Source organism: Streptomyces gilvosporeus (genome assembly GCF_002082195.1).
GTDB lineage: Bacteria > Actinomycetota > Actinomycetes > Streptomycetales > Streptomycetaceae > Streptomyces > Streptomyces gilvosporeus.
In genome coordinates this window covers 5122030-5140644 of sequence record NZ_CP020569.1, presented here as the reverse complement: position 1 = coordinate 5140644, position 18615 = coordinate 5122030, and the positions used below count along the sequence as shown (strand labels likewise).

Here is an 18615-nt window from a genome sequence, read left to right as displayed (position 1 = left end):
GCGTGTGAGCCAGGCCTCACGGGCGAAGCCGCGTGAGCCACGTCACCGGCGAGAGCGGGCTGCCCGAGCCACGGGGCCCGTGGCTCCGTAGCCACGAAAGCAGCCAGGACCCCGCCAGCTGCACCCGCCGGCCGCACCCGGCGGCCTCAGCCCGCCAGCAGCTTCTTCACCGTCGCGGCCACCCGGCCGCCGTCGGCGCGCCCCGCCACCTTCGGGTTGACGATCTTCATCACGGCGCCCATCGCCTTCGGCCCCTCGGCGCCCGCGCCCTTGGCCTCCGCCACGGCCTCCGCGACCAGCTGCTCCAGCTCGTCGTCGGTCAGCTGCTTGGGCAGATAGTCCGCGAGCAGCTCGCCCTCGGCCCGCTCCCGCTCCGCCGAATCGCTGCGGCCGCCCTTCTCGAAGGCGTCCGCGGCCTCCCGGCGCTTCTTCGCCTCCCGCGCAATGATCTTCTCGACCTCGCCGTCGGACAGCTCGCGCGCCTCGGTGCCCGCGACCTCCTCCTTCTGGATCGCGGTCAGCGTGAGGCGGAGGGTGGAGGAGCGCAGCTCGTCGCGCGCCTTGATCGCGGTGGTGAGGTCGTCCTGAAGCTTGGACTTGAGCGTGGTCATGCCGTCGAGTATGCCCCCACCCACCGACAACCGCCGCGCCTTTTCCCCGCAGGCCACGCCACACACCCGCGCCACGCCCCCGTACCCGCACGCCCGCCCCCACCTCCCGGGCCACCGCCCCGTCCCTTGCCCCGCCCTTCCCTGTCGCCCCCGGCCTTCCCCATTCCCCCCTCTCCCCTCCCCTCTGCAACCATGGGGACATGCGCGCGCGATACGGAGTACCCCTGACCCTGACCGCAGTCGGCGCGGCCGGCCTGGCCTACGCCGCCGGCTTCGAAGTCCGCTCCTTCCGCCTCCGGCGCGTCACCGTGCCCGTACTGCCCCGCGGAATGCGACCGTTGCGCCTGCTCCAGGTCTCGGACATCCACATGGTCGGCGGCCAGCGCAAAAAGCAGCACTGGCTGCGGTCGCTCGCCGGGCTGCGCCCCGACTTCGTCATCAACACCGGCGACAACCTCTCCGACCCCGACGCCGTCCCGGAGACCCTGGACGCCCTGGGCCCGCTGATGGAGCTCCCCGGCGCCTACGTCTTCGGCTCCAACGACTACTACGGCCCCAAGCTGCGCAACCCGGCCCGCTATCTGCTCGAGCGCGCCCAGGGCCGCCACGGCCTCAACGGCAATGCCCCCGCCGTGGGCGTCGTGCACAACCCGTGGGAGGACCTGCGCGACGCCTTCGACGCCGCCGGCTGGGTCGGCCTGTCCAACACCCGCGGCCGGCTGAAGCTGGACGGCTTCGAGATCGCCCTGACCGGCCTGGACGACCCGCACATCAAGCGCGACCGCTACGCCCAGGTGGCGGGCGGCCCGGAATCCGGCGCCGACCTCTCCCTGGCCGTCGTGCACGCCCCGTACCTGCGCTCGCTGGACGCCTTCACCGCCGACGGCTACCCGCTGATCCTGGCCGGCCACACCCACGGCGGGCAGCTGTGCATCCCCTTCTACGGGGCCCTCGTCACCAACTGCGATCTCGACACCGACCGCGTCAAGGGCCTGTCCACCCACACCGTCGCCGGCCGTACCTCCTACCTCCACGTCTCCGCCGGCTGCGGCACCAACCGCTACACCCCGGTCCGTTTCGCCTGCCCGCCGGAGGCGACGCTGCTGACGCTGACGGCACGGGACTGACGGCACGGGGCTGAGGGGCACGGCCGCCCGGGCGCTTGCCCCCGCCCCTGCCCGGCGAGGGCCCGTACCCTCCGCCGGGCAGGCCCCACCGCGGGCCCCGTACGCACCCTCACGGGGCGGCCCGGCCGCGAAGACGGATACGGACGCCCCGGCCCGGCCCCGCCCCTCCCGCCTCCAGGGGTCCGCCCCCTAACGTGGAGGAATGTCCGACCCCACCCGGACCTCACAGTCCACGCGCCACGCGACCGGTCCGGCCGGCGCCGCCGCCCGGACCCCGGCAGCGGCCGTCGCCCCCACCGTCCGCCGCCCCCTCGCCGCCGTCGTCCGCGCCCTGATCGCCGCGACCGCCGCCACCGGCCTCGTCCTCGCCGTCGTCCGCGCCCCCGACCCGCCGCGTCTCCTGGCCGACTTCACCCTCCAGGCCAACCTCGCCGCGGCCCTCGCGTTCACCGTCTGCGCCCATCGCGCCTGGACCGGCCGCCGCCCCGTGTCCCCCCGCCTCACCGGCGCCGTCCTCCTCTTCCTCGCCCTCGCCGCCCTCACCCCCTGCCTCAACTCCGCCCCCGCCGACCCCCTCCTCACCACAGCCACGCCCGCAGGCGCCCTGGCCGACTGGCTCCTCCTCACCCCACCCCGCGGCTTTCGCCTCCCCTACACCTGGCAATGGCCGCTCTACCCCCTCCTCCACCTCACCCTCACCACCCTCCTCGTCTCCCCCTCCCACCCCCTCCCCACCACCCTCACCCTCGCCGCGACCGCCTGCCTCCTCCCCTTGATCGTCCTCGCGATCGACCAGGTCAGGCCCGCTCCCCACCTCCCCAGAAACCGGATTTCGCCTACGGGGATCAGTCCGCTAAAGTAGAGCTCGTTGCTTCGGGGTGTAGCGCAGCTTGGCAGCGCGCTTCGTTCGGGACGAAGAGGTCGTGGGTTCAAATCCCGCCACCCCGACTGAAGGAACACAGGTCAGAGGCACCTACGGAGATCCGTAGGTGCCTCTCCTGCTTTGTGCGTGACTAACTGCGTGACTAGCGCTCCGGATTCGCCTTGAAGATGCCGTCCATAGCAACCGCCCCCGTCTGGATCACGGGCCGGATCTGCTTCCGGTAGACCTCCTCAGTGACCGCCGTCCCTGAGTGCCCGACCAGGCGCGAGATCTCTTCGAGCGGGACACCACGGTCCGACAGCAGCGAGACGAAGCTGTGGCGTAGCTCACGTGGGGTCCATTCCGCGGCGTTCACCCCATCGGCCTTGTTGATCGCTTGGCGGAAGGCTCGCCGGACGTTGGTCGAGTCGAGTTCCTTACCGACGGCCGAGGCGAACACAAGACCGTGTTCTTCCCACGCGTCGCCGGCGGCCAGCCGGTCCCACCCCTGGTCCTCCCAGTGCTGCCAGAGCACATCGATGCAGCGAGCTGGGAGAGCGAGGGTGCGCCGGGATTTCCGGGTCTTGGTGTCACCTCCCGTGCGCACGGATCGCCAGACCGCGATGTGGGGTGGCACGGGCGGGTTCGCGGCCGGGTCGCCCTTGAGAAAGACGTGATCCCAGGTGAGTGCCCGCAGCTCCTCCGTGCGTGCCCCCGTGAGCAGAGCCAGAACGATGTACGCATGCATGGATGTGCCCTCTGCTGTTCTCAGGACCGCCTCGGCCTGCGCCAGCGTCAGTGCCTTGGACGGGCGCCCGGGCCGGCCCGTGGGGACGGAGCACAGCTCCACTACATTGCGCTTCACCTTGTCCCGTGCCATCGCTCGCTTCACCGAGCGGTTGAGACAAGAGTGAATGCCCTGCAAGGTGCGCGTGCTGAGCAACTTCGCCTTCTCGGTAAGCCACTTGTCCACATCCTCGGCGCTCAGGTCCCGGAGCTTCCGAGCACCCAGCGACGGGATCACGTGCGTCCGGCTGAGGATCGTGCAGTTGTCGAGCGTGCCCTTGTCCTTGTCGGCCAGCCCGTACATGAGCCAGTCGTTCACGGCGTTCTCCACCGTGTAGCCGGTGGGCGCGATGGCGAGCCCGTCCTCATGGTCTCGGAGGACTTCCTTCAGCTTGTTCTTCGCCTCGGTCTTGGTCGTGCCGCTGCCGCGCTTCACTATGCGCTTGCCGCTCGGGTCGTAGCCGAGGCTGGCGGTGGCGATCCAGCGCTGACGCCTCTCGTCCCAGTGGAGTCCGCCGTCTCCCCTGCTCCGTCGTTTGGTCACTTGCGTCCTCCGGCTTCGCGCTCCAACAGGGCGACGTACTCGGCAATGGCGGAAGCGGGGACGAACCGCGTCCGCCCCTCCTTCACCGTGCGCAGGCGCCCTGCTCTGATCAGCTCGTAGATCACGGTCTTGCTCATACGCAGGACCGCCATGGCGTCCTTCACCCGGTACAGCACGGGCTCAGTGGCCACTTCCTGTTCGGGCATTGCGAGGGTCACGGGCTCCTCCTCGGGCAGATTGCGCACGCTGTCGGCGCGTGGGCGGGGCGATAAGGGCGGTAAGGGCGATAAGCCATCTGACCTGCTGTTTTCTTGGGGCGATAAGAGGGGCGGTAAGGGGGGCGATAAGTCCCGACGAGCGTCGCCGTCGCGACCTACCGCCCTGTCCTCAGCCCGCGTAGGTGATGACCGTGGTGGGTCGGCCCTTGCCCTGCCGTCGCGTGCGGACGTAGCCGGGCTGATCAAGCAGTTCACCCGCAAGCCGGTCGCGTTCCAGGCGGGTGGTGTTCTTGAACAGCCGGCGGATCTGGTCGGCGGCGAGCCCGCCGGGCCCAGCGCGACGGACGGCGTCAGCGAGCTTGTTCACCTTGGGATCACCGCTGACGTTGCCGAGCAGGTGGACGGCGGAAGCTCGGGCGTAGTTGAGCAGGTGCCAGGCGGCCCGCATGTGCGGTTCGGCGATGGTGTCCGTGTGGTCGCACAGGGCGTAGACCATGGCGACGCGCTGCACGTAGGGCGCGGCGCGGGCCGTGAATTGGGCGATGGCCCCGCCGGCCGAGTCGTCGCTGAGCGCCGGGTAAACCTCCTGGCAGTACAGGTCCCACGCATCGTTGCTGAACTTGACGTGTTCAACGCGCGCCGCATCGGCCAGGACCGTGCGCCAGCCGGAGGCGAGATTGGCGATCAGTTCCGGGCTGGCTCCGCGGGCGCCGGGGAGGATCAGGTTGCGGTGACAGAAGATCGGCAGGAAGCGGTTGTAGGTGCCCCCGGCCATCTCGGAGTCCTGCATCTTGGCGCGGAACTCTTCGGGGGTGATGTGCCCCAGGATCGCGATGTGCGGGTCAGTCGCCTTGAGGGAGTCACGGACCATCGATCCGAGCGAATCGCCGTCCCATGCCTGCCGCAGGACACCTGGAAGGCTGGAGCCTTCGCGCCGACCACGGCTCATGGTGACGGCGTACTCCGATTCCAGGACCCAGAGGCGCTTGTCGAGCGTGGCAGGGGCGGGGGCATCGCTGTCGTCATCCTTGACGTACTCGATGAGTCCTTCGCCTGAGTTCAGCCCGCGAGGGGTGTGCTCAGGGCCGAAGAAGTCCGGCACCGCCTCGGCGAGCACGCGGCGGGCAGTGGAAGTCGCCGAGCCCTTGCGCCCCGATGCAGTGGGGCCAATGGTCAGCGCCCAGATCAGGCATGGATGACGGTCGTTGCCCACCATCAGGTGCGGTCGCCGACCAATGACGGCGCCCGCCGCAGAGAGCAGGTTGACCAGCACAGCGACCGGGTCAGCCTCGGTGGTGGGATCCAGTTCTCGGACGGTATCGCCCACCCAGCCGCAGAACACGTCGGAGTGCGGGATAGGGCCGGGCCGTTGAGGCCGGATGAGTCCAAGGTGCGGGTCGTACAGGGGGTTTGGAGGCCCCGCGGGCAAGGTCGCCGTCTCAGCTTCGGCCGGTTCGGCGGCGAACTGGGTGATCTGTTCAAGGACGGCAGCACGCAGCGTCTGCGTGTCGATGTCCCGTGCTGAGGCGGCCTGAACAAGCCGAGTCCCCGCTTCGATCAGGCGACGGCGCTCGGCCACCTCGCGCACGATCTCGGCGTAGTACTCAGCGTTGGCCGCTGTGGGGACAGCCTGGATAAGAGTGTGGAGGTAGCTGGCACCGCCGATGCGGGCCAAGTCTCCGCGCTGGCCGAGGTGTCGGGCGAGGGTGACGGGGTCGGCAGGTTGGCCAGCGGCGTGCATTTCGAGGATCGCTCGGTGGATCGTCTCGTGCGCGGGCCGGTAGTGGTCGCCGGGATCCATCGTCTCAACTACGTCGTCGATGACCTCGGCGGAAAGCAGCATGGCGCCCAGCACCGACTGTTCAGCTTCCAAGTCCTGCGGCGGAACCTTGTCGATCTCGGCTTCCGGAACGCTGTGAAGGGGGCGGACATTGGCGTACTGGGACGAAGACGGCTCAGCTGTCATGCTTGAGGTCTCCTGTTCTGTCTTCAGCGGATCAGGGAGAACCGCGGCGGCGGGCGACCTTGCTGGGGAGTCCCGCCGCCGCGGCGTTGCTACTGGATGCTGCTGGCCCCGCGGGCGTACTGGGCGAGTTCGGGCTCGAAGCCGTCGTCATCGCAGCTGTCGCGGTAACGGCCGTAAGGCCCGCCCTGAGGGCCAGGGATCTTCGCCACGACCGTGCGGGCCTCGGCGACCATCTCTTCCGGGGTGGGGAGTACGCCGGTGAACAGGTCGATGACCCAGTCGAGGCCCTGTTGCGAGACGGTGTCGGCGTTGCCCCAGCCGACCATCCAGCCCCTTTCCTCCATCCACAGCAGGCTGACCTCGGTGTCTGCGCCGTAAGCGGCCGAGGTGACCGATCGTTCGAACTCGATGTAGGCGTCGCGGGGGTCGTTGTCGTCGGCGTTCCAGTCGGCGACGGTCAAGCCGTCGGTGTCCAGGGCATCGGCGACGGCCTTGATGTAGGGCGCGTGGGGGACGTATGCGGTGTTGTCAGGCACGGGGAAGCTCCTTGTCGGTGTGGGTGAGAGGCAGTTCGGGAAGCCCGGCACGGGTAAGTTCGGTGGGGTTGAAGCCGGGCAGCGTGGCGCGGGCGGTCATGGCCTCGGCCAGTGCTGCGGCGTAGGTGCTGGCTTCGCGGGCTACCTCGATCTGGGTGCGCCCGCGGATCGTCTCGATGCGCTCGATGTGGCTGTGTTCCTCGCGCCGTTCGGCGGTGCGTCGTTCGTAGGCGACGGTTTCGCGGCGGTCGGTGCGCCAGTAGCGGGCCGCCAGGCCGTAGGCGACGGCGGTCGCCAGCGCCCACAGCAGCAGCGGCAGCGAGAGCCCGTCGGAGTACCCGGCGACCCCGGCCAGGGCGAGCCCTCCCGAGGCGGCGAACGCGGTTCCTGCGAGCACGCCGTCCCCGGAGTGGCCGACAGAGGCGCAGGCGCCGGCTGCCGCCGCTGCGGTGGCGAGCACGGTCATCAGGGCGGCGTTGCCGAGGGAGTGTTCGGCGCCGTTGGCGTTCCAGATGCGGGCGAGGATCAGCACGGTGGAGGTGGCGAGTGCGGGTGCGGCTTTCGGTGCCGCGGCGGTGAGCCAGTGGCGGGCGGTGGGCCCTGCGGTCATGGTGGTCACGGTGGTCTCCGTTCGGTCAGCTGCCGATGGCGTGGGCGAGGGAGGAGATGAGCTGGTTGATGGTGTGGCGGGCGTCGGTGTCGGCGAGGTAGAAGCCGAACAGGACCGCGATGAGGGCGGCGCCGGCGCCGAGGGCCTTGAAGCGGATGAGCAGGGCGAGGACGACGCCGAAGAGCAGGACGAGCGGGATCGTGAGAGCCATAGCGGGACTCCTTCGTGATCGGTCAGCGGTGGGTGCAGGCGGGGTAGGCGGAGCCGCGCGGGCAGGCGTCGTAGGCGCCGGGGCTGACCTCGAAGCGGACCGTGCGGCCGTCAACGGTGCGGACGGTCAGCGTCCAGTCGCGCGTCTTGGTAGCCGGCCGGTAGGCGGTCTCCTTGCCGATGACGCGACCGGCAGGCCCGGGCGCGGGCTCGCAGGCGGTGAGCCCGAGCAGTACGGCCAGGACCGGTACGGCGAAGCGGTATCGCATGGCGTGGCCTTTCAGTGGGTGCCGTCGCGGTAGATCCGCTGGGTGCGGTTGAAGAGCCAGCGGCCGAGGCGGATGCGCTTGCCTGTGGTGCGGCAGCGTCGGCAGTCCTTGCCGCGCTTGAGGCGGCCCTTGCGGTCGGTCTTGGTCTGGAAGCCGAGCCCGCGGCATTTGCGGCAGGTGCCGAACGGGCTGACCGCACACAGAGACACGTAACAGAGTGTGATGACTATCAGGCAGGGGATAGCAGCAGCGATGGGGGACATGAGGGCCCTTCCTGGGCGGTTTTCGGGGTTTTCGCAGGTGGGGTGCTATGCGCTAGATCGCTGGTGGGGTGCGGTGCGGTGTGCTAGCGGGGGTGCTACCGGTAGCAGGTGACCCCGCTACCGGTAGCGGCCCGTAGGGCTAGGCGGCGCCCCGGTATTCGTCACGCTCTGTGATTGCCTTGGTGAGGTCGGCGCGGGCGATGCCGCGGCGGGTGGTGCGGGTGCCGTCGTCGGTGATGCCGGCGACGTCGCGGGTCTTGATGCCGTGGGGCTTCAGGGTGCTGGTGACGTTCTCGCCCTTCCAGCCGCCGTAGATCTCGGGCCGAAGCTCGGCGAGCCGGGCGGCGATCCGCTCGTTCCACACCCGTTCCTCGCTGAGCGGGACGACGGCGGCGATGTCGGCGAGCAGGTCGTAGGTCGGCCCGGCCGGGGTCTGGGACTCCTCGCCGAGGGCGATGCCGGACAGGGTGCCCTCGGCCTTGCGGAGTGCGAGGGCGCGTTGGGCGATGGCGTGGGTGGCGTTGTCGTCCAGGTAGGCGGTGCGCACCACGACCGGGAGCGGGGTGGCGCCGCCGAGGTAGCCGTTGCCGGCGTCGATCTCGGGTCGGAAGGCGGTGGCACGGACGCCGTTCTTGTACGCGGACGTGCCAAGGATCATGTCGTTCTCGACCTGGCCGGCGACCCTCAGGCAGAAGCGGATGGAGACGTTTCCGCTGATGCCGGTGGGCAGTGAGTCTTTGTCGGGGCGCTGGGTTGCCAGGACGAGGATGACGCCGAGGGCGCGGCCGAGCTTGATGATGAACTCGGCGTCCTCGCCTGCCTGCTTGCCGTACTTGCCGTGGGCGAAGAGGTTTTGGCACTCGTCGAAGACGGCGAGCAGGGGCCACAGCTTCAGGGAGCGTTTGTCGGCGATCTCGCGGGTGATGCGTTTGTCGGGGCACAGGTCCCGCGGCAGCTTCTTGATGGCTGCGGCCCGGCGCATGACCTCCTCGCGCAGCAGTTTGAGGGAGTCGGCCGCGTACTTGATCGACTCGTCGTCGATGCCGGAGACGAACCGGTGGGAGATGCAGGCGAGTTCGTCCAGGTCGCCGGTGCCCTTGTTCTCGTGCAGCCACAGTTCCACGGACGGGTCCAGGGCCGCGCCGCAGGCCAGCACGCGCACGGAGGCGGTCTTGCCCTGTCCGGGCTGCGAGCCGACGAGGACGTTGTGCTGGACGAGCGGGACCGACTGGGCCCGGCCGCGCGGGTCGAGACCGAACGGGATGCGCTTGAAGATGTCGTGGCGCCGGGCATTGGCAAGCTGCCACTTGACGTTGCCGGTCTTGGACAGGTCCCGGTCCCCCACCCACAGGATGAGCCGTCCCTCGTGCTCGTTGGGGTCGGCGTCCGGCCACACGCACCCCAGCGGGCGCCGCAGGCCGGAGGCGAGTCGGGCACGGCGGTCGGCGACGTCGGCGACCGTGACGCCCAGGGGGAGGTCGATGTCGGCGCGCCAGCCGGGCCCCTCGCGGGTGATCGGGGAGACGAACTTGATGCCGTCCTGGCCCTTGGCGACCGCGGAGGCGATCTGGCCGATGCCGATGGAGGCCATGGCCTTGATGACGATGTCGCTGGTGAGCTTCTGTACCTCGGTCTTGATGACCGCCCGCGTCGCCAGCGGCGCATCGGCCGGCGCCCCCAGCCATCCGAAGGTCAGCACTCCCACCACGGTGGCGATGAACTGGGTGACCGGGTCGGCGCCGTAGACCAGGTAGAGGATCCCGGCGAGCGTGATGAGGGCGCCCAGCAGGGCGACCAGGACGCGGAGCCGTACGCGGCGGTCGCGCTGGCGGGAGAGCTTGAGGTAGATCTCGGAGTTCTCGCGCCGTGCCTCGGCCTGCCGCAGCGGCTCGCCCTCGGCGTCCACGGCCCAACGGCCGAGCTTGCCCAGGGTGTTCAGGGCGCCGCGCGGGGAGCGCCAGACCAGTTTCGGGGCGTAGAGGAAGGGGACGCGCAGGCCGTGGAAGGCGGCGGTGTGGCCGACGTGTCCGGCGATCCAGCCCGCCGCTTCCTTGAACTCCGCCCCCGACTTCATCCACGGCGGGATGACGTCGAGTCGCTTGGCGCCCTTGATTCGGTCGAGGAGTCCCGGGCCAGACTCGGTCGGCACCGGGCGGTCGACCATGGTCGGGTGGGAGTCGTCCGACTCCCTCTCGCCCCGGTCGGCCGACTCGGCCGCGTTGGAGTCGGGCGACCGGTCGGGGGTGGGGTCGGCCGACTCGGCACGGGCGGCGCGCGCCTTGCTCAGGTCGACCACGTCGCCCGACTCGGGGGCGGTCATTTCGGCTTCGAGTCGGTTGAACAGTTCGTTGTCGTCGTCGTGATTCACTGCTGCTTCCTTCCGGAAACGGGAGGTGGAAGGGGCCCGGACGTCAGCCGGCCAAAGCGCCGTCCGGGCCCCGTGCGAACGGGGACGGGACAGGTCAGAGCTCGGTGAGGGCTTCGGTGGGGATCTCGTAGATGTCCGTCACGTCCTCGACGTCGGTCCAGAAGCCGGGGCGGAAGTGGACGTGGACGACGTGGAAGGTCGTGCCGTCGCGGTCGGTGGTCACGTAGATGTGCACGTCGGCGGACGGGCGGCTCTTGCGGATGGCACTGCGGGCGGCGCCAACGCCGATCGGGTACCGACTGGTGCCCCGACCGGGGATCAGCGTGGTGACGTAGGTGCTGGCCACAGCGAGCGTCTGGGCGCGGGTGATCACGGCTTGTGCTCCTTGTCGGGGAGGTGGGCCGCTCCCGGACAATCCGGGAGCGGTGTGGCACGGCTAGAGGTCGAACAGGCTGCGCTGATCCGCGGTCGGGGCGGGGGTCTGCTGCCTCGCGGTGCGCCGGGCGGCGGCGAGGCAGTTGGGGCACCAGGCCCGCAGCGCTCCCGCGGGGAGCGTCACGGCCTGACGGTCGGTGATGGTCGGGTCGGTCGGGGCGGCCATGAGCCGGATGGGGCCGCCGTGCTTGCCCGAGTAGCCGTCGTGCTCGCGCGGGCAGCGTCCGTCAGACTGGGCGTGGGGTTGGCCGCATGCTCCGGTGCACTGGCAGCGCCAGGCGGCGGCCGTCATGACGGCGCGGAACAGGCGGGTGGCGGTGATCGGTTCGGACTTCATGCCGCCGCCTCCGAGACCGACGCGCCGAGGTGGGCGCCTCGGCGCCCATGTCGGCCGGACAGGGCGGCGAAGATCCCGCCCAGTGCCGTCCGGCGTCCCCCGGCACGGGCCTGCTTGGCCGCGTACATGGCTTCATCCGCCCGCCGCAGCAGCCCCGACAGCTCCTCGCTGGGATGGTCCGCAGCCCGGGCCCAGCCCAGCGAGACCGTGGTGCGCACGGCCGCGTCCAGGCCGTCGACGGGCCGGGCGAGCACGCGGTGCAGGACGGCGAGCAGGTCCTCGGCGGTGCCGTCGCGGTCGATGAGCACCGCCGCGAACTCGTCCCCGCCCAGCCGTCCCACAACGCCAGAGGTGCCGAGGTAGTGGGTGAACCGGTCCGCGGTCGCCTTCAGCAGTGCGTCACCCGCGGCGTGGCCGTGGTGGTCGTTGATCTGCTTGAAGCGGTCCACGTCCGCCAGCACCACCACAGCCCGCGGGTCCTTGAGCAGGGCCTTGGCGCGGCGGGTGAAGCCCTCACGGGTCCGCAGTCCCGTGAGCGGGTCGCGGCGGGCGACGTTCAGGCGGCGGCGCATCCACAGCGTGTGGAGACTCCACCCGGTCGCAAGCGGACCGGCGGCGGCGATGGCCGTTACCAGGGTGCTCATGCCGCCACCCCGAGCGTTTCCGAGAGCTGGCCGTAGGCGTGGACCTCAACCCAGGTGCCGCACCACTCCGTCTCGGCGCTGAGCACTGCCGAGGTGGTCAGCATCTGGTACGTCACGGCCTCGGGGCGGATGCCGAGGGCTTCGCGCCACAGTTCGAAGTCGTCCAGGTCGCGGTGCAGGCTGATCACCACGGCCGGGCGGTCGCAACGACGCTGCCGGTCGTACACGGTCCGGACACTCATGTCGGTGGCCGGCAGGTGCCTGAACGTCTCGGACAGGCGGCCAAGAGTGCCGATCGCGGGCACCAGGCTGTTCAGGCTCTCGGCGCTCATGCTGCAACTCCCTCACTGTGCTCGGTCTCGGCGGGCTGGGCGGTCTCGATGGACTGGGGTTCGGGGCGGAAGCGGGCGGCTTCGGCGCGCTCGGCCTTGAGGGTGTCGCGCAGCATCCGGGCATTGTCCTGAGAGGTACGCACCGCCTTGCGGATCGCCTCGGCGTTGACCGCGTCATCCGCCCACTCGGCAGTGACCTCACGCGCCTCTACCAGCAGCTCCGCTGAAGTCCGCTGAGCCTTGCTCGCCTTGGGCTTGGCCTTGGCGGGGCGCTTGCGCGGAGGCTTGGGCGTCTCCGGCTCTGCCTCCGGCAGCTCCGGCTCCTCGGGGACGACCGGCTGCGGCTCCTCGCCTGCGGGCGCCAGCTCACCCAGCTTCAGCAACACCCGCTCCCGACGCGGGGTCTGCGAGCGCCAGCGCCGGCCGTGCTTCTCGCGCAGCTCGGCCCGGCGCAACTGCCGCTCCCGCTCACGCTCCAGAGCCTCGGAGTAGGAGGTGATCTCCCACAGCGTCATCCGCCGCCACAGCGCGAACGTGGAGGGGAAGGCCAGCAGCCAGCGGGAGCGGCGGATCTTCTCCATCCGCCGGCCGGTGACCGCACCGATCCGCACGGCGTAGATGTGGGCACCGATCTCGGAGAACACCACCCACAGCAGCGGCATGGTCCCGTGCGCCAGCTTCGCCCACACACCCTGACCGGCCGCGATGTTCAGCCCGCAGGTCACCAGGGTCAGCGCCCACGGCACCATCCGCACCCAGGCCAGCGCCATGTCCAGCCGGATCAGCAGCAAGTTGGCCAGCGTGAACACCGGGATCGCGGTGTCGATGCCGACCGGCAACATCCACGGCTCCGCGAACCCCCACTGCTCGGCGGCAGCCGACATCGCGTCGAAGGACGACAGCAGACCCAGCGCGCCGACCCCGGCCGCCGCCAGCGCCCCGACCCCGGCAAGCCCCAGCTCCGGACGCGTCAGCGGCGGAACCTGCGGCCGCACCCCCTCGATGACGGCGGTCATGCCGCCGCCCCCTTCCCCGCGGCGCGGCCAGCGCGGCGGACGAACCGCAGCGGGGCGACAGTGGTGAGCGCGTCGGCGTAGAGGGCATCCCACGCGGCGATCTCGTCGCCCGCCTCGCCCTGCTCCCGCAGGTCCCGCAGAACCTCGCGGGCCACGTCCAGCCGCGCTCGCCGCTCCTTCGGCGACTCCTCGCTCAGCGGGCCGCGAAACAGATCACGGTCGATGCCCAGCGGGAACTCCTCGAAGCCGAGCGCCAGCTCTTCGAACTCGGTGCTACTCACGATCTCTTGGGTGCCGATGTACGTACGCACAGATGCTCCTGAAATCGGACGGGCAGGGAGAACCACGGCGCCGGGCGACCTTGCTGGGGAGTCCCAGCGGCGCAGCGATTTCAGATTGACCTAAGTCAATCTGACTGTCAAGGAGATTCGGTGGGCTCAGAGAGATTGACCTAGGTCCAGCTACTCTCGAACCCATGGAGCAGAGCCGAGAAGCGCCCAAGCACACGCCCACGGCCAAGGAGATCGCTGCGGAGTACCGGGAGAAGATCACGGGGCCAGACCGCGAGTACGGACCGGGAGACCGGCTCCCTGCGGCCCGCAAGCTCGCCAAAGACCTTGGCGTTCAGCTCATGACCGTGCAGAGCGCGTACGGGCAACTCCGCACCGAGGGGTTGATCCTCACCCAGCAAGGCCGCGGGACGTTTGTCCGCGACCCGTCGACGCCGCTGGGCACCGAGCCAGGCAGCAGCCCCGCGTTCACCGCGCTGGCAGCAGAGCTCGGCACTATTCATGACGCCCTTCGTCTGCTCGGTGAGCGATTGGACCGCCTTGAACGGCTTGTCGACGACAGGACTCCACCCTCGCCGTGAGCTCGTCTGCCCGCCTCAGCAGTCGTTCAGCCGTGGCGCGCACCTCGCTCAATCCCACTTCGATCAAAGCAAGCTCTGCGGGGGTCAAGCCCCCCAACTCGCCGGTTCGCTCGTTGATCCCTGACATGGCAATGAGCATGCGACCGGAAACAGAAGAGGACCCGGACAGACTGTCCGGGTCCTTTTTCCTTGCAGGTCAACCCTATTGACGGAACATCAGGGTGACACCTCATCTACGGCATCCAGCACTGCGGCCCACGGGAGTTCACGCCCCGCCGGCGCCTCCCTCGGCTCGTATAGCGGCCAGACATCCGGCCCGTCGACGACGTGGACATCCCCGGCCCGAAGGGCGTCGATGTGGCCTTGCCAGGCAGGATGGCGAGCGTGCGCCGCGTTCACCCGCGGGAAGACGACAACCGGGAGATCAAGGGTGCCGATGGCCTCACCAACCTGCGTCAGCGCTTGGTTGTCCATCAGGCCCGTCGCGAGCTTGGCGACCATGTTGGCCGACGCGGGAGCAACCACGTAACAGTCAACCGGTGGATGCGGTCGGACCTCGCCAGGAAAACGCGGCGCGTCACGCACGGGCAGGCCCGTGAGCTGCTCCAGCCGTTCGGCCTCGCCGTTCATCCGCAACCACTGACCCGCGGTCGGCGTCAGCGTGACGGCCACCCGCCACCCTCGGTCCATCGCAGGCTCAACAAGCCCGGTACGCAATACCTCTACACCGCCGGCCGCCGACCCAACGACGCCGAGCACCCCACGCTTGACCGACCTCACTGCACCGCCCTGCACCGTTGCGCCATCACGAATACCTCGGAGGAGCGCGAGCCACCGGTTACCGGCGACTGCTTAATCAGGTCCCGCAGTGTCTCGCGCACCCTCGGATTGTTGCGTACGAGCTGTGGCGACGTGCGCTCAGCCGTACGCAGCTCGGCGAACGCCTCATCCCCGTGCCCAGCGAGGGAGAGGGCACGCGCGAAGTCGATACGGTGCGAGACGCTGCGCTCCTGCGGCATGTGATCGACGTTGATCCTGCCGTGCTCCACCACGTACGAGACGTTGTCGAGGTCCAGCTCAATGGACAGGCGGTGCAGCACTACGTTCGTCGGCCCGAAGCCGGTCTGCCAGTAGTTCTCATCCGCGCCGAGGTCATCCGCAAGTTCTTCGGCACGCTCCAGTAGCGCCGTTGCGGTGGGGCGGTCTTGATGCCGCGCCGCAGCGACAGCGGCGCGCAGGTGAATCATCCCCAACAGGCTGAGCGCCGCCGGGTCGTTGTCGGTCACCTGAGCGGACAGCCACCCGGCTGCCGTGTTTCCCAGTTCCAGGGCATCGTCATAGCGCCCGTTCGCCAGCAAGGCATGCGTGCCGGACCGCGCAGCGGATGCCAGTACGAGCGGGTCATCCGACTCGTCAGCGGCTCGCATCGCACGCTCGGCAGCGAGCCACGAGATGTCCGACTCGCCAATCTTCGCGAGCGTCGTAGCCGCGAGGTGGTGCGCCCGGGCCGACACTGCCCAGCAGTCGCTACGGTCCTCACCGCGACGCGCCGCGCGATCCTCCAGCTCCTGTGCTGTCTGAAGCAGCGCCGGAAGGGCGGCTGTGACGCTGCCGAACCGTCCACCCTGGTAGTCGTTCCATGCCTGCTCGACACGGATGGCCACAGGTGCAGGCATCGGTAGTTGAGCCTCAGCCTCAGGGCCGAAGAGCAGGCGCGAGAGCCGGCGCGGGCTCATGAGGGCATCGCGTACGGCGGGGACGTCGTCCTGTTGCCGCTCGTCTTCCATGAGCACGGTCTGGCCAAGCAAGTCTCCGAGGGGCACGCGCAGGATGCGCGAGAGCTCCGCGAGCATGTCGATTCGGGGCGGCTTCCGCCTCCCCGTCTCGATCTTCGCAAGCCAGTCAGTGCTACGGCCAACCAGCCCGGCAAGCACCTCTTGCGTGTACCCGCGGCGCTTCCGGTAGAACGCGATACGTTCGCCGATGCTGAGGTGATCTCCGAGACCACGCATGGGGTGTTGCCTCCCGCTGCTGAGTAGGGGCGCCTTTCACGGTACCGACGCGGCGGCGGCCTGGTAAGCGAACTCGGCCTTCCGCCGTGGTCAGAGTGAGGCGCTGAACAGGAGGGGACCCGGACGGATTGTCCGGGCTCGATGAACCGCGCCCCCAGACCAGTCGCGCTCGGGCTCCGCCCGCGCCGCCGGGCTCCATGCCGCCAGCCGCCGACGTGAACCCACCAGCTCAGGCGGGGTATCACGAGGGGGCCAGACTTACCGCCCCCCTTATCGCCCCCCTTATCGCGCCCAGAAAACCGCAGGTCAGACGGCTTATCACCCTTACCGCCCTTATCGCCCCACCTTCAGGCTCCGAGCTGACGCATTCAGTCTCCGGTCGTGAGCAGACGTGCCCCCGGCTGCCACTGTCCAGCTCCTACTCGGGCAGGATCCTGCCAACGAACTCCCCACTGCCGCGATAGACGAGCGCGATTCCCTCCTTGTGCAGAAGCTCCCGCAAGTCGAGGTCGGGCTTACTGGGCAGCAGGATCGCGAGCTGCGGCTCAGCGGGCGTGACGTGACGGCGGTAGTCGAGGAGCTGCCCAATCGCCATGCGGACATCCTTGCGAGTAGCACTGCCCTTGGCCTCGTAAAGAACGTGATCCGTGACGTCGTAGAGATCGGTTACGAGGGTCGAAGTCAGCCCTTCGATCTTGATCTGAAACCGCTTGACCTGGTGCCCCCTGCTCTTGAGGAATGCCTGGAAGTCATCCGAGAGCGCGGCCTCACGTCGTTCCGTCTCCGTACCCGGCTGAGCAGAGCGCTTCCCCTTGGTCTTCTTGTTGTTCTCCGGCTCCACCATGGTGCTGGCTGTGACGTCAGCCGGTACAAGAGTGGCCCGCGTCTTCTCCGCCGGCGGGATGTCGTCCTGTTCCTCGCGGCCCACAGCTCCAGCCGGCCGAAGGCGAAAAACGATGGCCTTACGGAGGTTGCCGTTGTCGTCCGGGACCTGACGGATGATGTACGGAAGGTCGGCATCAAGCGCGAATTCGCCTACGTATCGCTGGTACTTCGCACCAGACCCGGGGACCTTGCCCGCTGCTATGAAGACGCGGAGGGCCCGGCCATCATCGACATGCTGGAGAATGGCCTTGTTCCCAGTGCCAGTGCGGCCGGTGAACGTCTGGTCTCCGATCCGGCCTGCCCCGGTGTACTCGAAGATCGGCCCCTTCTCGTCTTCTTCAGCAAGCCAACCGTCGTAGTACCCATAACGGTGCCCGGTCTCGTGATCGGAGTAGATGAGGATGTTGGGGGTGGTAGCGGACGTGACGATGCCCCCCTGCGGTCCGCCCCCGAAAGCACTCATCATTTCCGTGCGGGTGGTGATCTGTCCGGGCTTGATTTGAGTGTCAGCCATGCGTCCGAACGTAGCTGACCCCACTGACAACGCCAGGTGTGATTGGCCATCAGGCGTTGCGTGCACCGGGGTACTGACATTGCTGACGGCCGTCACTGTCTCGTCGCTTGATCGCGGGCGTGGCACGGATGGGATAGCGATGCCCGCAGACGGGTGGTCTCGCCCGAGCGCGGCGGCGAGGACGTGGGCGGCAAGGAGCGGCGGAACGGAGCTGCCGATCTGTTGGGGGATGTTCCTGCCTGCCCATGGATAGTCGGTGGGAAAGCCCTGGAGCCGGCCCGCCTCGGACATGGATAGGCGATCAAGCTCGGCACCGTCTTCTGCCATGACCCGGTTGCGGTTGACCTTTCCGGTGATGGTGGAAGACGGCTCTGTGCACCTGCGGCGGCCGCGGGCTGTGGGGTCGCCACCAGTGCCGTAGTTAGAGACCACAACGAACGGCCTCGTACGATCCAGTGTCTCTCCCATAGTCACCCACGGCAGCAGGGCAGGATCACCCTGGGCCCGGGGTGCACCCTTGCGATAGGGCCGATGCGTCGCCTTGGGGAGCGCTGCCACGCCGTTGCGGCGGGCAATCAATACGGCGCTGCGGCGCGTCTGCGGGAGCCCGAACTCCTCCGCGTGCAACACCCCGTACGCCACCGAATAGCCCTCGGCTTTCAGGACTTTCCCCACCGCTTCCCAGACCGGAAGTACGGCCGGTACCTGCTCCAGCGCAACCACGTCATAGGGTCGGGCGCTGTCGATTGCGGCGAGGGCCCACCGCAGGGGCTCCAGCACCAAGCCCGTGCGTTCGTCACTCCAGCAGGCCAGGTCCGCGGCGATGTCGTCGCGATCGGCCATGCGCCGAATGAGGCGCAGCACGCCGTCTAGAGCCTCTGGAGCGCGATGTCCCGCGCCAGTGCCGGCTGTGGTGAAAGTCTGGCACGGCGGCCCGCCCGCAAGGACGTTGGCTGTTGGGAAGTCGGCCGGGCCGAAAGCGCGGACGTCGCCCTCGACTGTGGGCAACCCTGCCGCCCGCCGCGTGGCACAGGCGTCCGCATCCCACTCAATGCCGACCACAGGTACGTCCAGGCAACGTGCAGCGATGTCCCACCCGCCCACCCCGGCGAACAGGTCCACAATCTCAACGTAGTCCACTCATGTCTCCCAAAACCGCGCCAGCTTGACCGTCACCACTCACGGATTTTTCCCCCGCT

General features: G+C 69.2%; 22 protein-coding genes and 1 tRNA gene. 4 read left to right on the top strand and 19 right to left on the bottom strand.

From position 1 onward, the window contains the following. Positions 1–146: 146 nt before the first annotated feature. On the bottom strand, positions 147–611 hold the full coding sequence (locus B1H19_RS22925) for a GatB/YqeY domain-containing protein (RefSeq protein WP_083109814.1): 465 nt from the start codon (positions 609–611) through the stop codon (positions 147–149). Positions 612–811: 200 nt separating this feature from the next. Here B1H19_RS22925 and B1H19_RS22920 point away from each other — a divergent pair, with 200 nt between their 5' ends. From B1H19_RS22920 to B1H19_RS22910, 3 genes are all read left to right on the top strand, one after another. After that, positions 812–1738 carry a metallophosphoesterase gene (locus B1H19_RS22920; protein WP_083106667.1) on the top strand — a complete coding sequence of 309 codons (927 nt, stop codon included), beginning with the start codon at positions 812–814 and terminating at the stop codon, positions 1736–1738. Positions 1739–1940: 202 nt separating this feature from the next. Then, complete coding sequence (locus B1H19_RS22915) at positions 1941–2600, top strand: hypothetical protein (RefSeq protein ID WP_083106666.1); 660 nt, start codon at positions 1941–1943, stop codon at positions 2598–2600. Between the two features lie 12 nt (positions 2601–2612). Then, a tRNA-Pro gene (locus B1H19_RS22910) sits at positions 2613–2686 on the top strand. Positions 2687–2763: 77 nt separating this feature from the next. On the opposite strand, the gene B1H19_RS22905 is transcribed toward B1H19_RS22910, so the two are convergent. The 15 genes from B1H19_RS22905 to B1H19_RS22835 form a co-directional block, all read right to left on the bottom strand. Next, the gene (locus tag B1H19_RS22905; RefSeq protein WP_083106665.1) at positions 2764–3930 is read right to left on the bottom strand and encodes a site-specific integrase; all 1167 of its coding nucleotides are present in this window, start codon (positions 3928–3930) and stop codon (positions 2764–2766) included. After that, positions 3927–4148 (bottom strand): helix-turn-helix domain-containing protein, encoded by a 222-nt coding sequence (locus B1H19_RS22900; protein ID WP_237289481.1) that lies wholly within the window; start codon positions 4146–4148, stop codon positions 3927–3929. Before B1H19_RS22900 ends, B1H19_RS22905 begins: the two co-directional genes overlap by 4 nt. 169 nt (positions 4149–4317) lie before the next feature. Beyond that, complete coding sequence (locus B1H19_RS22895; RefSeq protein WP_083106663.1) at positions 4318–6114, bottom strand: DnaB-like helicase N-terminal domain-containing protein; 1797 nt, start codon at positions 6112–6114, stop codon at positions 4318–4320. Between the two features lie 89 nt (positions 6115–6203). Then, complete coding sequence (locus tag B1H19_RS22890; RefSeq protein WP_083106662.1) at positions 6204–6650, bottom strand: DUF6292 family protein; 447 nt, start codon at positions 6648–6650, stop codon at positions 6204–6206. Beyond that, positions 6643–7260, bottom strand: coding sequence for a hypothetical protein (locus B1H19_RS22885; protein ID WP_083109813.1), 618 nt, complete (start codon positions 7258–7260; stop codon positions 6643–6645). The genes B1H19_RS22890 and B1H19_RS22885 overlap by 8 nt, the downstream gene beginning before the upstream one ends. Positions 7261–7285: 25 nt before the next feature. Then, positions 7286–7471: a hypothetical protein gene (locus B1H19_RS22880; RefSeq protein ID WP_083106661.1), complete on the bottom strand. Its 186-nt coding sequence runs from the start codon at positions 7469–7471 to the stop codon at positions 7286–7288. 22 nt (positions 7472–7493) lie between these two features. Next, the gene (locus B1H19_RS22875) at positions 7494–7739 is read right to left on the bottom strand and encodes a hypothetical protein (RefSeq protein WP_083106660.1); all 246 of its coding nucleotides are present in this window, start codon (positions 7737–7739) and stop codon (positions 7494–7496) included. Between the two features lie 11 nt (positions 7740–7750). Beyond that, positions 7751–8002, bottom strand: a complete 252-nt coding sequence (locus tag B1H19_RS22870; RefSeq protein WP_083106659.1) for a hypothetical protein — start codon at positions 8000–8002, stop codon at positions 7751–7753. A gap of 139 nt (positions 8003–8141) precedes the next feature. Next, positions 8142–10370 (bottom strand): FtsK/SpoIIIE domain-containing protein, encoded by a 2229-nt coding sequence (locus B1H19_RS22865; protein ID WP_083106658.1) that lies wholly within the window; start codon positions 10368–10370, stop codon positions 8142–8144. A 94-nt stretch (positions 10371–10464) separates the two neighbouring features. Beyond that, positions 10465–10743: a hypothetical protein gene (locus B1H19_RS22860; protein ID WP_083106657.1), complete on the bottom strand. Its 279-nt coding sequence runs from the start codon at positions 10741–10743 to the stop codon at positions 10465–10467. 63 nt (positions 10744–10806) lie between these two features. After that, entirely contained in the window at positions 10807–11142 is a 336-nt protein-coding gene (locus tag B1H19_RS22855) for a hypothetical protein (RefSeq protein ID WP_083106656.1), read from the bottom strand. Next, on the bottom strand, positions 11139–11786 hold the full coding sequence (locus tag B1H19_RS22850; protein WP_083106655.1) for a GGDEF domain-containing protein: 648 nt from the start codon (positions 11784–11786) through the stop codon (positions 11139–11141). Before B1H19_RS22850 ends, B1H19_RS22855 begins: the two co-directional genes overlap by 4 nt. Further along, on the bottom strand, positions 11783–12118 hold the full coding sequence (locus tag B1H19_RS22845) for a hypothetical protein (protein ID WP_083106654.1): 336 nt from the start codon (positions 12116–12118) through the stop codon (positions 11783–11785). The genes B1H19_RS22850 and B1H19_RS22845 overlap by 4 nt, the downstream gene beginning before the upstream one ends. After that, positions 12115–13134, bottom strand: a complete 1020-nt coding sequence (locus tag B1H19_RS22840; protein WP_083106653.1) for a DUF2637 domain-containing protein — start codon at positions 13132–13134, stop codon at positions 12115–12117. Before B1H19_RS22840 ends, B1H19_RS22845 begins: the two co-directional genes overlap by 4 nt. Then, a complete protein-coding gene (locus B1H19_RS22835; protein ID WP_237289480.1) occupies positions 13131–13415 on the bottom strand; it encodes a hypothetical protein in 285 nt (94 codons plus the stop codon). Before B1H19_RS22835 ends, B1H19_RS22840 begins: the two co-directional genes overlap by 4 nt. A 194-nt stretch (positions 13416–13609) precedes the next feature. Here B1H19_RS22835 and B1H19_RS22830 point away from each other — a divergent pair, with 194 nt between their 5' ends. Beyond that, a complete protein-coding gene (locus tag B1H19_RS22830) occupies positions 13610–14005 on the top strand; it encodes a GntR family transcriptional regulator (protein WP_083106651.1) in 396 nt (131 codons plus the stop codon). Between the two features lie 216 nt (positions 14006–14221). Here the strand turns inward: B1H19_RS22830 and B1H19_RS22825 are convergent, their stop codons facing one another. The 3 genes from B1H19_RS22825 to B1H19_RS39935 all read right to left on the bottom strand — a co-directional run bounded on the left by B1H19_RS22825 (position 14222) and on the right by B1H19_RS39935 (position 18556). Then, a complete protein-coding gene (locus B1H19_RS22825) occupies positions 14222–14764 on the bottom strand; it encodes a flavoprotein (protein WP_083109812.1) in 543 nt (180 codons plus the stop codon). A 17-nt stretch (positions 14765–14781) separates the two neighbouring features. Beyond that, on the bottom strand, positions 14782–16017 hold the full coding sequence (locus tag B1H19_RS22820; protein ID WP_083106650.1) for a helix-turn-helix domain-containing protein: 1236 nt from the start codon (positions 16015–16017) through the stop codon (positions 14782–14784). A gap of 418 nt (positions 16018–16435) precedes the next feature. Beyond that, on the bottom strand, positions 16436–18556 hold the full coding sequence (locus B1H19_RS39935) for a DNA cytosine methyltransferase (RefSeq protein ID WP_237289478.1): 2121 nt from the start codon (positions 18554–18556) through the stop codon (positions 16436–16438). Positions 18557–18615 lie beyond the last annotated feature (59 nt).

Excerpts from the sequence above, each read along its gene's own strand:
- B1H19_RS22925 (WP_083109814.1), bottom strand. The coding sequence starts at position 611 with ATGACCACGCTCAAGTCCAAGCTTCAGGACGACCTCACCACCGCGATC.
- B1H19_RS22920 (WP_083106667.1), top strand. The coding sequence starts at position 812 with ATGCGCGCGCGATACGGAGTACCCCTGACCCTGACCGCAGTCGGCGCG.
- B1H19_RS22915 (WP_083106666.1), top strand. The coding sequence starts at position 1,941 with ATGTCCGACCCCACCCGGACCTCACAGTCCACGCGCCACGCGACCGGT.
- B1H19_RS22895 (WP_083106663.1), bottom strand. The coding sequence starts at position 6,114 with ATGACAGCTGAGCCGTCTTCGTCCCAGTACGCCAATGTCCGCCCCCTT.
- B1H19_RS22885 (WP_083109813.1), bottom strand. The coding sequence starts at position 7,260 with ATGACCGCAGGGCCCACCGCCCGCCACTGGCTCACCGCCGCGGCACCG.
- B1H19_RS22880 (WP_083106661.1), bottom strand. The coding sequence starts at position 7,471 with ATGGCTCTCACGATCCCGCTCGTCCTGCTCTTCGGCGTCGTCCTCGCC.
- B1H19_RS22875 (WP_083106660.1), bottom strand. The coding sequence starts at position 7,739 with ATGCGATACCGCTTCGCCGTACCGGTCCTGGCCGTACTGCTCGGGCTC.
- B1H19_RS22870 (WP_083106659.1), bottom strand. The coding sequence starts at position 8,002 with ATGTCCCCCATCGCTGCTGCTATCCCCTGCCTGATAGTCATCACACTC.
- B1H19_RS22855 (WP_083106656.1), bottom strand. The coding sequence starts at position 11,142 with ATGAAGTCCGAACCGATCACCGCCACCCGCCTGTTCCGCGCCGTCATG.
- B1H19_RS22850 (WP_083106655.1), bottom strand. The coding sequence starts at position 11,786 with ATGAGCACCCTGGTAACGGCCATCGCCGCCGCCGGTCCGCTTGCGACC.
- B1H19_RS22845 (WP_083106654.1), bottom strand. The coding sequence starts at position 12,118 with ATGAGCGCCGAGAGCCTGAACAGCCTGGTGCCCGCGATCGGCACTCTT.
- B1H19_RS22840 (WP_083106653.1), bottom strand. The coding sequence starts at position 13,134 with ATGACCGCCGTCATCGAGGGGGTGCGGCCGCAGGTTCCGCCGCTGACG.
- B1H19_RS22830 (WP_083106651.1), top strand. The coding sequence starts at position 13,610 with ATGGAGCAGAGCCGAGAAGCGCCCAAGCACACGCCCACGGCCAAGGAG.
- B1H19_RS22820 (WP_083106650.1), bottom strand. The coding sequence starts at position 16,017 with ATGCGTGGTCTCGGAGATCACCTCAGCATCGGCGAACGTATCGCGTTC.